Here is a 12843-nt window from a genome sequence, read left to right on the forward strand (position 1 = left end):
ATTCCAGATCAAACCGGCCCTAACCGCGGGGGAAGGTCACCAGAGATTGAGCGCCCAGGAGTGTACCTTCTTATCGGAACAGACGAGAATGAACCCGACCGGCTGATTGCCTATATCGGTGAATCAGAAGGTATAGGTGCACGGCTATACACTCACAACTCGAGTGATTCAGGACGAGATCCGAAGGGCTTTTGGACCGACACCGTGGTGCTCATCAGCAAGGATGAGAACCTGACAAAGAGCCACGCGCGCTACGTTGAAGCCTGCCTCATCCGAGCGGTGGGAGGCAATCCGCGATGGCTCGTTTCCAACAGCAAGCGTCCTTCCGAAGATGCCGGTAAACTTCCGCTGCCAGACAGGGCGGCGATGGAGGAGTTCGTCGACCAGACGAAGACGCTCGTCGGCGCGCTCGGCTGGGATTTGTTCCGTGAGATGCGCGGTAGACCGGCTGAGCCGATAGAGCAGATGAACGCGGCCGGAGTGGACGCTAGCCCAGTCTTTTTCTTTAGGGGGGAGGGCTTCAATGCGGAAATGACAATCGCGCAGTCAGGCGACTTTGTGGTCAAGGCGGGTTCGAAGGCCCGCTCGCGTACTACGCCGACCATTCCGAAAGGCACCCTTGCTCTGAGAGATACCCTTCTGGAATCAGGCGTTCTCCGGGAAGATACTGGGTCTCTGATTTTTGCTAGTGACTATAGCTTTACTTCGGCATCTGCGGCGGCGGCAACGGTGATCGGAGCCAGCGCGAACGGACGCATCCTTTGGAAGCTTGCAGATGGACGATGCTATGCGGATTGGGAAGCTGAAGGCGCTTTATCACTGGGGGATGTGCACGTGGAGTAGCGATGCAGGGTTCGACGTCAGTCGCTTTCTGTAGGGCGGACGGAACACGAACTCTGAATCCACGAACGCAAAGGAGAGATCCCGCAAAAACAATCGCTTGCACCATTGAACCGAAGTGGGGCTGGTTGACAGGTCCGGAGAATACTCACCACGAGAGACCGTCTCTTTGCCTCCCGGCGCCGAAGCCAGTTCACAGCACTTCCCGCATAACCCTCGAAAACAACGGAAAAATCCGGCCGGAGCCGGATCGGGAGAGCGCTTTCGCGAGGGCAAGTGGCGGAGGAGGTGGGATTCGAACCCACGGTACGCTTTCACGCACGCCGGTTTTCAAGACCGGTGCATTCGACCACTCTGCCACTCCTCCGGCGTGGGGCGTTGCTAGCGTCCCGGGCCGCCTTTGAAAAGCCGCGCCGGGAGTAATTTTGCCGAAGGCGCGCAAGGATCTTTCCCCCAAAGGCCACAGGGGTTAAGGTCGGCGGCAAGATCCCGCAGCGGATCACTTGGCTTGAGCAAATGGCCGGTCGAACCGGCCCATTCGCACGGCAAAGGCCGTGCCACGACAGGAGCGCCCATGGCACCGAGCACGCCCCGACCGCGTTGGCCCCGTATGACCGTGGCAGCCGCCGCCCTGCTGGGCCTGTCCGCCTGCGTGGGCGACGATGGCGCCCGTTCGTCGGGGGATGCGTCGCGGGCATCGTCGTCGAACACCACCCGCCTGGTCGAGCGCGACGTCGAGGCGCCCGAGGTGTTCCAGGTGACCGAGCCGGGATTGTGGGACGGGCGCCCGTCGCTGGGCGGCGTCTGGGTCGCGCATCCCGACACCAAGGATCCGGAGCGGGTCATCATCCGCAACGAAGCCAACGGCAAGTTCGTCATCGGCGCGCTGTTCCGGCGCGAGCGCGAGAACCCCGGCCCGCGCCTGCAGGTCAGCAGTGACGCGGCCGAAGCGCTGGGCCTTCTGGCAGGCGCCCCCGAGACGCTGAACGTCACGGCCCTGCGCCGCGAGGAAGTCGCCGACGATCCCGTCCCCGCGCTGACCATATCGGATGAGATGCCCACCAATGACGCGGGCGTCGAGCCGTCCGGCGAGGTGCCGATCGAGGCAGAGACGCTGAGCGCGCCGGAAACCATCGCCGCCAGTTCGATCGACGCGCCCGTGTCGGCGGCCCCGGCCGCCATCGAACGGGCCGAGGCGGCGGCCGCGCCGCCGGTCTCAAGCCTGTCGGAGCCCTATATCCAGATCGGCATCTTCAGCGTCGAGCAAAACGCCGAGAACACCGCCCAATCCCTGCGCGGCGTCGGCGTCGTGCCGACGGTCAAGAGCCAGACCACCAAGGGCAAGACGTTCTACCGGGTGATCGTCGGCCCCGCGGCCACGTCCGGCGATCGCGCTGCCGTTCTCAGGAAAGTGAAGACGCTGGGGTTTGCCGATGCGTATGCCGTTTCGGGGTGATAGCCTGCAGGCACCCATAGACCCGTTCCCAACCGACAAAGGGGCACCGCCATGATCGTAATGCGATTCCTTCTGGCCGTTCTGGCCACCCTGATCACGCTGGTCACGACCGGCGCGGCCCTTGCGCAATTCGATACGCGCGCCAGTTCGGCCTACGTATACGACGTGGGCACGAATACCGTCCTGATGGAAAAGAACGCGGAGGTGCCGCTGCCGCCTGCGTCCATGTCGAAGCTCATGACCCTGAACATGCTGTTCGAGGCGTTGCGCTCCAATCGCGTCAGCATGGACACGCGCTTCGGCGTGTCGAGCCGGGCGACCGCGCTGAAGGGGTCGTCCATGTACCTGACGGAAAACGACCGCCCCACCGTCGAAGAGCTGATCCAGGGCATCATCGTCCAATCGGGCAACGACGCCTGCGTGGTGGTGGCCGAAGGCCTGGCGGGCAGCGAAGACACGTTCGCGCGCCAGATGACGGCGCGGGCCCGCGAGCTGGGGATGATGAACTCGACCTTCGCCAATTCGTCCGGGTGGCCGCATCCCGATCATCGCATGTCGATGAAGGACCTGGGTATCCTGGCCGAGCGCCTGGTGACCGAGTTCCCCGAATATTATGGCTATTTCGCCCAGAAGACCTTTCCCTACGACGGGCGGGTGCCGGCCAATCACAACAACCGCAACCCGCTTCTGGGTCTGGGGATCGGCGCCGACGGGCTGAAGACCGGCCACACGTCCGAAGCGGGCTACGGCCTGGTCGGATCGGCCGCGCAGGGCGACCGGCGGATCGTCTTCGTGCTGTCGGGAATGGAATCGGACAAGGCCCGCGCAGAGGAATCCGAGCGCATCGTCAGCTGGGCGTTCCGCCAGTTCGTCGAGCGCAAGGTGGTGTCGAAGGGGCAGTCCATCGCCATGGCCGATGTGTGGCTGGGCGACAGCGCCGAGGTGGGCATGATCGCCGGCAGCGATGCCGAGATGCTGATCCCGGCCCTGTCGCTGAACTCCATCGAGGCCGAGGCCCAGTTCACCGGTCCGATCCAGGCGCCCATCGCCGAGGGGCAGGAGATCGGCAAGCTGGTCGTGCGCATCAACGGCCTGCCCGACACCGTCCTGCCGCTGCTGGCCGACCGGAACGTGGCGGCGGCAGGCTTCGTGCCGCGTCTGCAGACCGCCGCGGGCATCCTGATCAGCAAGGCGCTTGGCGCAGCCGACAGGGCCTTGCCCGAGGGATGAGCGACGGCCTTTTCCTGAGCTTCGAGGGCATCGACGGCTCGGGCAAGTCGACCCAGGCGCGGCTTCTGGCCGAGCACTTGCGCGGCGCGGGCCGCGAAGTGGTGCTGACGCGCGAGCCCGGCGGCTCGCCCGGCGCCGAGGAAATTCGCCGACTGGTGCTGGAAGGCGATCCCGATCGCTGGTCCGCCGAGACCGAGCTGCTGCTGTTCACCGCCGCCCGTCGCGATCACCTGGAGCGCGTCATCGGCCCGGCGCTGGCGCGCGGTGCCACCGTGATCTGCGACCGCTTCGCCGACAGCACGCGGATGTACCAGGGCCTGTCGCGCGCCGACCTCAGGGCCAGCGTGGACACGCTGCACGACCTGATGATCGGGATCGAGCCCGACCGCACCTTCCTGATCGACATGGATCCGGCCGAGGGGCTCGCCCGCGCCCTGTCGCGGCAGGGCACCGAAGAGCGGTTCGAAAGCTTCGGCGCCGATCTGCAGGAAAAGATGCGCGCGGGCTTTCTTGCACTGGCCCGCGAGTTTCCCGACCGCATCACGGTGATCGACGGCGCGCACGCCCCCGACCAGGTGGCCGCCGACATCCGGGCGCGCCTGTGAGCGACGACACCGAATACGAGCCCGACCGGGTCGAGGGCGCGCCGCATCCCCGGCACACTCTGCAGCTGTTCGGGCAGAATCAGGCCGAGCGGATCTTCCTTGATGCCTTTGCGTCCGGTGCGCTGCACCACGCGTGGCTGCTGACCGGTCCGCGCGGGATCGGCAAGGCGACGCTGGCTTGGCGGATTGCGCGGTTCCTGCTGTCGCAGCCCGGTGACGATGGCGGCATGTTCGGCGCGCCAACGCCGCCGGACAGCCTGGACACGCCCGAAGACCATCCGGTGAGCCGTCGCGTCGCGGCGATGAGCGAGCCGCGCCTGTTCCTGATGCGCCCGACGCCGAACCCGCAGACCGGCACGCCCCGGCGCGACATCACGGTGGACCGGGCGCGCAGACTGAAGGACTTCCTGCAGCTCAGCGCCGCCGATGGCGGCCGCCGGGTGGTGCTGATCGACAGCGCCGACCAGATGAACGTGGCCACGTCCAACGCGATCCTGAAGCTGGTGGAAGAGCCCCCGGCCCTGACGACGTTCCTGCTGGTCAGCCACGCGCCCGCCGGGCTGCTGCCCACGATCCGCTCGCGCTGCCGCACCCTGCCCTGCCAGCCGCTATCGGCCGACGACTTGGGCGCCGCCCTGGCGCAGGCGGGACTGCAGACCGACGTGTCGCCCATGGTCATGGCGCAGCTGGCCGAAGGCTCGGTTGGCGAGGCCGCGCGCCTGTTGCAGCAGGACGGCCCCGCGATCTACGCGCGCCTGCTGGCGATCTTCCGGGACTGCCCGAACTACGACCGCCAGGCGCTTCTGGCGCTGGGGGCGGGCCTTTCGGGGAACGCCGGGCTGGCGCGACTGGACATCGTGGTGCGCCTGATCGACCTGCTGTTGGCCCGGCTCGCCCGGCACGGCGCGGGGGCCGTCCCCGACGCCGAGGCCGCCAAGGGCGAGGCCGCCCTTCTGGCCCGGCTGTCGCCCGATGCCGACGCCGCGCGCCGCTGGGCGGACCTGCACCAAAGCGCGGGCGCGCGGCTGGCCCATGGACGGGCGGTGAACCTTGACCCCTCGTCGCTCATCCTTGATACCGGGGCCAGCATCAACGACACGGGCGCGGCGATCCTGGCGCGCTAGGCCCATCCGGCACAGGCGCGCATGACACCCACCATCACCGACAGCCATTGCCACCTGGATTTCCCCGATTTCGACGACGAACGCGGTGACGTGGTGGCCCGTGCGCGAGACGCGGGCGTGACGCGGATGGTCACCATCTGCACCAAGTTGCGGCAGGCCGATGCCGTGCGCGCCATCGCCGAGGCGCACGACCCGGTGTTCTGGGCAGCGGGCACCCACCCGATGAGCGCCGCGTCCGAGCCCATGGCCACGGTCGACGACCTGGTGGCGCTGGCGGAACACCCCAAGATGGTCGGCATCGGCGAAACGGGGCTCGACTACCACTACACCTCGGACACCGCAGACGTGCAGCGCCGCAGCCTTGGCCTGCATATCGAAGCGGCGCGCCGGACTGGCCTTCCGCTGATCATCCACGCCCGCGCCGCCGATGACGACATGGCGCGGATCCTGTCGGACGCGCACGCAGCGGGCGCGTTCGACTGCGTCATGCACTGCTTTTCGTCGGGCCGCGCGCTGGCGGAAACGGCGCTGGGGCTGGGGTTTTACCTGTCCATGTCTGGCATTGCCGCGTTTCCCAAAAGCCGGGACCTGCGCGACATCTTCGCGGCGGCACCGCTGGACCGGATCCTGGTGGAAACCGACAGCCCGTACCTGGCCCCCCCGCCCCATCGCGGCAAGCGCAACGAGCCTGCATATACCGCGCACACAGCGCGCATCGGCGCAGACGTCTTCGGCGTCGACTACGCCGACTTCGCCGCCGCGACGCAGGCCAATTTCGACCGCCTGTTCGCCAAGGCCGCCGCGTGGTCGCCCGCATGAGCGAACTCCGCGTCACCATCCTTGGCTGCGGCTCGTCCGGCGGCGTTCCGCGCCTGGGCGGGCTGTGGGGCGATTGCGACCCCGAGAACCCGAAGAACCGTCGGCGCAGATGCTCGCTGCTGGTGGAACGGGTGACGGCCGAGGGCGCGACCCAGGTGCTGATCGACGCGTCGCCCGACATGCGCGCGCAGCTGCTGGATGCGGGCGTCGGGCGGCTGGACGGCGTGCTCTTCACCCATTCCCATGCCGATCACTGCCACGGGCTGGACGATCTGCGGATGATCGTCTTCAACATGCGCGCGCGCCTGCCGGTCTGGGCCGACGCGCCCACGTCCGAAGACCTGCGCGCCCGCTTCGGCTATGCGTTCGAAACGCCCGAGGGCTCGAACTATCCCGCGATCCTGGACCTGAACCCGATCGACGGGCCGATCACGATCATGGGGCCCGGCGGCGACATCACCTTCCGGCCCTTCCGGGTCCAGCACGGCTCGATCACGGCACTGGGCTTCCGGATCGGCGGACTGGCGTATCTTCCCGATGTCTCGGCCATTCCCGACGATGCCTGGGCGGCTCTTCGGGATCTGGACATCTGGATCGTGGACGCGCTGCGGCGGACGCCGCATCCCAGCCATTCGCATCTGGACAATACGCTGGACTGGATCGCGCGCGCCGCGCCCAAGCGCGCGATCCTGACGAACATGCACGTGGACCTGGATCACGCGACCGTTGCGGCCGAGACCGCCGAGCATATCACACCGGCCCATGACGGGATGGTTCTGAGCCTGCAGGGATGAGCGCCCTTCTGGACGTCGTCCTGCCCGTCTTCCTGGTCATGGGGGCGGGCTACCTGGCGACCTGGCGCGGCGTCTTTCCCTACAGCGCCGTCGACGGGCTGATGCGCTTCACGCAAGGCTTCGCGATCCCGTGCCTGCTGTTCCGCGCCATCGCGACGCTGGATCTGGGCGCGGAGTTTTCATGGCCGATCCTGGCGTCCTTCTACGTCGGTGCGACGGTCGGCTTCGCCGTGGGAATCTTCGGCGCGCGGGCGCTGGGACGCAGCTGGGAGGACGCGGTGTCCATCGGCTTTTGTTGCCTGTTCTCGAACACCGTCCTGCTGGGACTGCCCATCGCCGAGCGGGCTTTCGGGGCCGACAGCCTGCGCTTCAACTACGCGATCATCGCGATCCACGCGCCGTTTTGCTACATGCTGGGCGTCACCCTGATGGAGCTGGTGCGCGCCCGCGGCGAAAGCCTGGCGTACCTGCCGCAGAAGGTGGCGAACGCCATGTTCCACAACGCGCTGGTGATCGCGATCCTGCTGGGCTTTGCCGCCAACCTGACCGGCATCACGCTGCCGAAGGTGCTGGACGACGCGCTGCAGATGATGATCCGCGCGGCATTGCCCGCGGCCCTGTTCGGCCTGGGCGGGATCCTGTTCCGCTACAAGCCCGAGGGCGATCTTCGGCTGATCGGGCTGGTCTGCTTCAGCTCGCTGGTCCTGCATCCGGCCCTGACCTTCGGCCTGGGAAAGGCGCTTGGCTTGGGGCTGGACGCCCTGCGCGCGGCGGTCATCACGGCGGCCATGGCGCCCGGCGTGAACACCTATATCTTCGCCAACATTTACGGCGCGGCGCGGCGCTCGGCGGCCTCTGGGGTGCTTATCGGAACGGCAATTTCGCTTCTGTCGGTCTGGATCTGGCTAATTATCTTGCCCTGAGGCCCCTTTTATATAAAACTATTCGCATTATTGCAGTCCATACGCTCACTTTTATTTCGGAGCGAACACCATGACCCGATTCGAGGCATTTACCGACACCCATTCGCACGACCCGCTTTACCGCAAGATTCTTCATGATCTGACATTTCTGAAAGTCGTCGCGGTACTTTTCGTCCTTGCCGCCCTTCTGATCGGGGCCAACGTCGTGTTGGGCATCTACGGGCAGGACTCGGAGCTTGGGCTCTTCGTCTTCCAGATCATTGACCTTCAAAGCGAAGAAAGCCTGGGCGAGGCCTATCAGCAGGGGCTGGAATTGACCTGCGCGCTGACTTTCCTGACGCTTTACTTCGTGAACACGCGCAAGGTTTTCCTGGCCTTCGCGCTGCTCTTCGCCTTCGTCTGGTTCGACGACACGATCACCTATCACGAATTCATCGGCAAGATCCTGGTCGAGCGATTTTCGCTGGGGGCTTTCGGCGATCTGCGGCCACAGGATACGGGCGAACTTCTGGCCTGGATCCTGGCGGCGATGGTGCTGTCGCTTGCCTTCATCTGGGCGTGGCTGAGCAGGCGCGAGGGCGACGCGGCCATCGGCTGGCTGCTGGCCGTGCCGTTTTTCATCCTGGTCTTCTTCGGGGTGGTGGTCGACATGTTCCACGTTGTCGCGCCAGCGGACATCTACTTCGCGCTCGGCGTGATCGAGGATGGCGGCGAATTGCTGGCGATCAGCGTCACCGCGGCCTTGGCGGTCACGCTGATGAGGGACGCACGGGACCTTTAGCGGGCGCTCAGGTCGGTGACAGGCCCCGCAGCCGCTCGGACCGGCGGCGCAACAGCTCGACCGTGGTCAGCAACGCGATCGAGATGATGACGAGGATCGTCGCCACGGCCAGGATCGTGGGCGAGATCTGTTCGCGCAGGCCGATGAACATCTGCCAGGGCAGCGTCTTCTGGCCGGCCGAGCCCACGAACAGCACCACCACCACTTCGTCGAAGGACGTGATGAAGGCGAAGAGCCCGCCCGAGATGACGCCGGGCAGAATGAGCGGCATCTGCACCTTGAAGAAGGTGCGGACGGGTCCAGCGCCCAAGTTGGCGGATGCGCGGGTCAGGGAATTGTCGAAGCCCACCAGCGTCGCGGTGACGGTGATGATGACGAAGGGGATGCCCAGGGCCGCGTGGGCCAGGACGACGCCCAGGTAGGTGCCCTGCAGGCCGATGCGGCTGTAGAAGAAGTACATGCCGGCGGCCGAGATGATGAGGGGCACGATCATCGGTGAAATCAGGATCGCCATGATCGCGCGGCGCGCGGGAACGTGGGATTGCGACAGGCCCACGGCGGCCAACGTACCCAGGCCCACCGACAGAAGCGTGGCGGCGGGCGCGATCTGGACCGAGTTCTTCAACGCCGTCTGCCACTGGCTGTTGGTGAAGAAGTCCTCATAATGCTTCAGCGAATAGGCGTCCGCCTCGAAGGCCAGCATCCCGGGGGTAAAGGTGAAGAAGTTCTCGGCGTTGAAGCTGAGCGGGATGATGGTCAGGATCGGCGCGATCAGGAAGAAGAAGATCAGCCCGCAGAGGACGCGAAACGTGTAGAACCAGACCTTCTGGCCCGTCGTGGCATAGGGGGGAAGTTCCATGATCTTCGTCCTTCCGCTTCGCGCCCGGGGCGCGAAATTCTTGAGAATTTCGTGACGATTTCCTCGAGGAAATCGCCTCGGTCGGCGTCAGCCGAGACTGACGTTGTCGATGCCCACGATCCGGTCGTAAAGGTAGTAAAGCACCAGCACGAGCGCGAGCAGGATGGATCCCAGCGCCGCGGCCAGCCCCCAGTTCAGCGAGCTCGAAATGTGGTACGCGATCCGGTTCGAGATGAACGTGCCGGTCGTGCCGCCGACCAGTTCGGGCGTGATGTAGTAGCCGATGGACAGGATGAACACGAGGATCGAGCCCGCGCCGATGCCCGGCACCGATTGCGGGAAATAGACCCGCCAGAACGCGGTCCAGTTCGTGGCGCCCAGCGATTTGGCGGCGCGCACGTAGTAGGGCGGGATCGTCTTCATCACCGAATAGAGCGGCAGGATCATGAACGGCAGCAGGATATGCGTCATGGCGATGATCGTGCCGGTCTGGTTGTTGATCAGCTGCAACCGGTCGTTGTCGGCCACCAGCCCGATCCAGACCAGGATGTCGTTGATCACCCCCTGCTGTTGCAGCAGCACCTTCCAGGCCGACGTGCGCACCAGGAGCGATGTCCAGAACGGCAGCAGCACCAGGATCAGCAGCATGTTGGACGTGCGCATGGGCAGGTTCGACAGCAGGAACGCGATCGGATAGCCGAGCAGGATGCAGCTGAACATGATCGTCAGCGACATGAACATCGTCCGCTTGAAGAGCAGGGCATAGATCTGCTGGTCTTCCGGCTGCTTCTCGATCCCCTGGGCTGTCAGCTGCAGATCGGCGGAGGCCAGGAAATAGCCTGCGGTGTAGGGGCTCGAGAACGCCTTGATGGTGCCCCAGACCTCGGTGCTGCCCCAGTCTTCGTCGATCTCGTTGATGAAATAGTCCTTGATCGACTGGTCCTCGAAACCGACGACGGCCGACCTGGCCTCGTCGATCAGCGTGGCGGCCTGGCCTTCGTAGCCGTCACCGCGACCCGCGCTCAGGTCTTCGTAGAGCGCCTGGTAGATGATGGCCCACGGCTCTTCCTCGGCGGGGCTGTCTTCGTTTTCGGTCTGCGTGATGCGGGCGAATTGGCGGAAGATCGACGCCGTGCGCGGCAATGCGTCCGACGCGATGTCGTTCAGGCGGAAAGGCGGCTCGGGGTCGGTGAATTCCAGCGCGATCGCCTCGGCGGCGGTGGTGGCGGCATCCTGGGCTGCTTCGGCTTCGGCCTTGTCGCTGGCCCATTGGGCGCGGTTTTCGATCCAGCTGTCGGCCGCCATGAGGGTCATCCACGTGGCGGGATCTTCCCAGGCCTCGTCCAGCTCGATGAACTGCTCCATGTAGCCTTCGCCGATCTCGTCCACGTCGCGCCCGGTCTGGCGGAAGAGCGAGCTGATGCCCGTGGTCTCGTAATTCAGACGCGAGCCGAGGCGCGTGTGGTTCTTCAGCTCGGTGGCGATGGTCAGGTCGGCGGCCAGGGCGCGGAAGGTTTCTTCGTCGGGCGCGCCTTCGCCGTCCCAGCTGTCCAGAGCCTGCACGGTGCGGGGCAGCGTTTCGCTGACGATCTGGTTCTCGACCGAGCGGAACAGCATGTCGGCGATGGGCGCGATGAAGGTCACGAGGATGAAGATGAGCAAGGGCGCGATCAGCATGAGCGCCCGCAGTTTTTGCGCGCGCAAGGAGCGCGCGAGCGAGGTCTTCAGCGGGGTGCCGTCGGCGGCGAGCATCTGGCCGGTCTTTTCGGCCCGGTCGGCATCGCGGATGGCGTTGTCGGGGGTGGCACCAGTGTAGCTGTCGGGATCGGTGGCATTGGCCATGGCTCAGGTCCCTTCGACCAGGATGATGGTGCTGTCGGCGCAACGGCGGCGGATATCGGCGACCTCTTGGTAGTCGGGGTCGTTATAGGCGGCGCGGGCGGCGTCGTAGCTGTCGAACTCGATGACCACGTGGCGTCCCATGTCTTCGCCTTCGGGCGTCTCGGAGGTGCCGCCGCGCACGATGAAGCGCGCGCCGTGGCTTTCCAGGATGGGTGTGTCGCGGCGCACGTATTCGGGATACCCTTCGGGGTCCGTCACCTTGATATGTCCGATGATGTAGCCCTTGGGCATGTCGGTCCTTTCGCAGCGGCGCAAGATCATGCGGGGATGATCCTGGTCAGATCATCCGGGATGATCTGCGGGAGATCACGTTGCGTGATCTCGGGGTCGGGAAGGGGCGGACCGAAGCCCGCCCCCCTTGTCGTGATCGCTTACTGGGCAAGCCAGGACTGGAACTTGGCGTCCAGATCGTCGCGGTAGTCAGCCCACCATTCGTAGTTGTAGAGGAAGGTGTTGGTCGCGTTGGCCGGGTCGGTCGGCATGTGCGGCGCCATGTCGATGCCCAGTTCGGCGTGCTTGTCGACCAGCGGGGCCGAGGACGCGCGCGCCGGTCCATAGCTGATGTACTTGGACTGGTCGGCCAGACGCTGGGTGTCGGTGGCGAAGGTCAGGAAGTCCTTCACGCGGGCCAGCTTCTCGTCTGACAGACCGGCGGGGATGATCCAGCCATCCAGGTCGAAGACCTGCGCGTCCCAGAGCATTTCGACCGGCTGGTCCTGCTCGGCGATCAGGCTGAACAGACGACCGTTATAGGTCGAGCCCATCACCACTTCGCCATCGGCCAGCAGCTGCGGCGTGTCGGCACCGGCGGTCCACCAGACCGTGTTGTCCTTCAGCTCGTCGAGCTTGGCGAAGGCCTGGTCCTGACCTTCTTCGGTCTCGAGCACGTCGTAGATGTCTTCCTTGGCGACGCCGTCACAGAGCAGTGCCCATTCCAGGTTGCCGATCGGGCGCTTTTCCAGCGACCGCTGACCGGGGAAGTTTTCCTGGTCCCACAGCGCGCAGATGGTTTCGGGCGTGCCGTTCCAGCCCTCGGCGTCGGTGCGATAGCCCACGGTGGTCGAGTACACGATCTGCGGGATGAAGCAGTCCGACACGATCAGGTCGCCGAAATCTTCGGAAGCGGGCGTGCCGTCGGGGGCAGCGGCCAGCAGTTCGTCATGGTCGACTTCCATTGCCAGGCCTTCGTCGCACAGGCGGATGGCGTCCGACGCCACGACGTCGACCAGATCCCAGGTGATGTTCCCGGCTTCGTTCATGGCGCGCAGCTTGGCCACGGCCTCGGCCGAGGATTCGTCCCAGGTCACGCTGACGTCGGGATTGTTCTCGACATAGGGTTTCACATACGCGTTGTCCTGGCTGGCCTGGTAGGCACCGCCCCACGATACGACAGTCATCTCGTCGGCCATCTGCTCGTGTCCGGCGGCGAACACGACGCCCGCGGCGCAAGCGATGCCGGTACTCATCAGAATTGTCTTGGTCTTCATGGTGAATTCTCTCCTAGTGATGC

The 12843-nt window shown here is 65.5% G+C and carries 12 protein-coding genes, 1 tRNA gene and 1 pseudogene; 9 read left to right on the plus strand and 5 right to left on the minus strand.

Annotation, left to right across the window (positions count from 1 at the left end; all coding sequences use genetic code 11):
• A partial coding sequence (locus tag ILP92_RS00005; protein ID WP_198914319.1) for a GIY-YIG nuclease family protein occupies positions 1–843 on the plus strand: 843 nt, incomplete at its 5' end.
• A gap of 274 nt (positions 844–1117) precedes the next feature.
• Here the strand turns inward: ILP92_RS00005 and ILP92_RS00010 are convergent.
• A tRNA-Ser gene (locus tag ILP92_RS00010) sits at positions 1118–1207 on the minus strand.
• Positions 1208–1414: 207 nt separating this feature from the next.
• Between ILP92_RS00010 and ILP92_RS00015 the strand changes: the two genes are divergently transcribed.
• The 8 genes from ILP92_RS00015 (at position 1415) to ILP92_RS00050 (ending at position 8572) form a co-directional block, all read left to right on the plus strand.
• Entirely contained in the window at positions 1415–2296 is an 882-nt protein-coding gene (locus tag ILP92_RS00015; protein ID WP_198914320.1) for an SPOR domain-containing protein, read from the plus strand.
• A 51-nt stretch (positions 2297–2347) separates the two neighbouring features.
• Complete coding sequence (locus ILP92_RS00020; protein ID WP_198914321.1) at positions 2348–3526, plus strand: D-alanyl-D-alanine carboxypeptidase family protein; 1179 nt, start codon at positions 2348–2350, stop codon at positions 3524–3526.
• Positions 3523–4131, plus strand: coding sequence for a dTMP kinase (gene tmk / locus ILP92_RS00025; RefSeq protein WP_198914322.1), 609 nt, complete (start codon positions 3523–3525; stop codon positions 4129–4131). Before ILP92_RS00020 ends, tmk begins: the two co-directional genes overlap by 4 nt.
• Entirely contained in the window at positions 4128–5255 is a 1128-nt protein-coding gene (locus ILP92_RS00030) for a DNA polymerase III subunit delta' (RefSeq protein ID WP_198914323.1), read from the plus strand. The genes tmk and ILP92_RS00030 overlap by 4 nt, the downstream gene beginning before the upstream one ends.
• 21 nt (positions 5256–5276) lie before the next feature.
• Positions 5277–6074, plus strand: coding sequence for a TatD family hydrolase (locus ILP92_RS00035; protein ID WP_198914324.1), 798 nt, complete (start codon positions 5277–5279; stop codon positions 6072–6074).
• Positions 6071–6868 (plus strand): MBL fold metallo-hydrolase, encoded by a 798-nt coding sequence (locus tag ILP92_RS00040; RefSeq protein ID WP_198914325.1) that lies wholly within the window; start codon positions 6071–6073, stop codon positions 6866–6868. Before ILP92_RS00035 ends, ILP92_RS00040 begins: the two co-directional genes overlap by 4 nt.
• Positions 6865–7791, plus strand: a complete 927-nt coding sequence (locus ILP92_RS00045) for an AEC family transporter (RefSeq protein WP_198914326.1) — start codon at positions 6865–6867, stop codon at positions 7789–7791. Before ILP92_RS00040 ends, ILP92_RS00045 begins: the two co-directional genes overlap by 4 nt.
• 70 nt (positions 7792–7861) lie before the next feature.
• Positions 7862–8572 carry a DUF8692 domain-containing protein gene (locus ILP92_RS00050; protein ID WP_198914327.1) on the plus strand — a complete coding sequence of 237 codons (711 nt, stop codon included), beginning with the start codon at positions 7862–7864 and terminating at the stop codon, positions 8570–8572.
• Positions 8573–8579: 7 nt separating this feature from the next.
• Here ILP92_RS00050 and ILP92_RS00055 read toward each other — a convergent pair.
• From ILP92_RS00055 to ILP92_RS00070, 4 genes and pseudogenes are all read right to left on the minus strand, one after another.
• Positions 8580–9431: pseudogene (locus ILP92_RS00055) on the minus strand (ABC transporter permease); the annotation flags it as partial.
• 87 nt (positions 9432–9518) lie between these two features.
• A complete protein-coding gene (locus tag ILP92_RS00060; protein WP_198914329.1) occupies positions 9519–11273 on the minus strand; it encodes an ABC transporter permease in 1755 nt (584 codons plus the stop codon).
• Between the two features lie 3 nt (positions 11274–11276).
• Positions 11277–11564 carry a DUF1330 domain-containing protein gene (locus tag ILP92_RS00065; RefSeq protein WP_198914841.1) on the minus strand — a complete coding sequence of 96 codons (288 nt, stop codon included), beginning with the start codon at positions 11562–11564 and terminating at the stop codon, positions 11277–11279.
• Between the two features lie 140 nt (positions 11565–11704).
• Positions 11705–12820, minus strand: a complete 1116-nt coding sequence (locus ILP92_RS00070; protein ID WP_198914330.1) for an extracellular solute-binding protein — start codon at positions 12818–12820, stop codon at positions 11705–11707.
• Between the last annotated feature and the right edge of the window lie 23 nt (positions 12821–12843).

This window comes from Palleronia pontilimi (assembly GCF_016412875.1).
In the GTDB taxonomy this organism is placed as follows: domain Bacteria; phylum Pseudomonadota; class Alphaproteobacteria; order Rhodobacterales; family Rhodobacteraceae; genus Palleronia; species Palleronia pontilimi.

What these genes read in the sequence shown, in the direction of transcription:
- ILP92_RS00050 (WP_198914327.1), top strand. Translation starts at nt 7,862, where the DNA reads ATGACCCGATTCGAGGCATTTACCGACACCCATTCGCACGACCCGCTT.
- ILP92_RS00060 (WP_198914329.1), bottom strand. Translation starts at nt 11,273, where the DNA reads ATGGCCAATGCCACCGATCCCGACAGCTACACTGGTGCCACCCCCGAC.
- ILP92_RS00065 (WP_198914841.1), bottom strand. Translation starts at nt 11,564, where the DNA reads ATGCCCAAGGGCTACATCATCGGACATATCAAGGTGACGGACCCCGAA.
- ILP92_RS00070 (WP_198914330.1), bottom strand. Translation starts at nt 12,820, where the DNA reads ATGAAGACCAAGACAATTCTGATGAGTACCGGCATCGCTTGCGCCGCG.
- tmk (WP_198914322.1), top strand. Translation starts at nt 3,523, where the DNA reads ATGAGCGACGGCCTTTTCCTGAGCTTCGAGGGCATCGACGGCTCGGGC.
- ILP92_RS00020 (WP_198914321.1), top strand. Translation starts at nt 2,348, where the DNA reads ATGATCGTAATGCGATTCCTTCTGGCCGTTCTGGCCACCCTGATCACG.
- ILP92_RS00035 (WP_198914324.1), top strand. Translation starts at nt 5,277, where the DNA reads ATGACACCCACCATCACCGACAGCCATTGCCACCTGGATTTCCCCGAT.
- ILP92_RS00045 (WP_198914326.1), top strand. Translation starts at nt 6,865, where the DNA reads ATGAGCGCCCTTCTGGACGTCGTCCTGCCCGTCTTCCTGGTCATGGGG.
- ILP92_RS00015 (WP_198914320.1), top strand. Translation starts at nt 1,415, where the DNA reads ATGGCACCGAGCACGCCCCGACCGCGTTGGCCCCGTATGACCGTGGCA.
- ILP92_RS00040 (WP_198914325.1), top strand. Translation starts at nt 6,071, where the DNA reads ATGAGCGAACTCCGCGTCACCATCCTTGGCTGCGGCTCGTCCGGCGGC.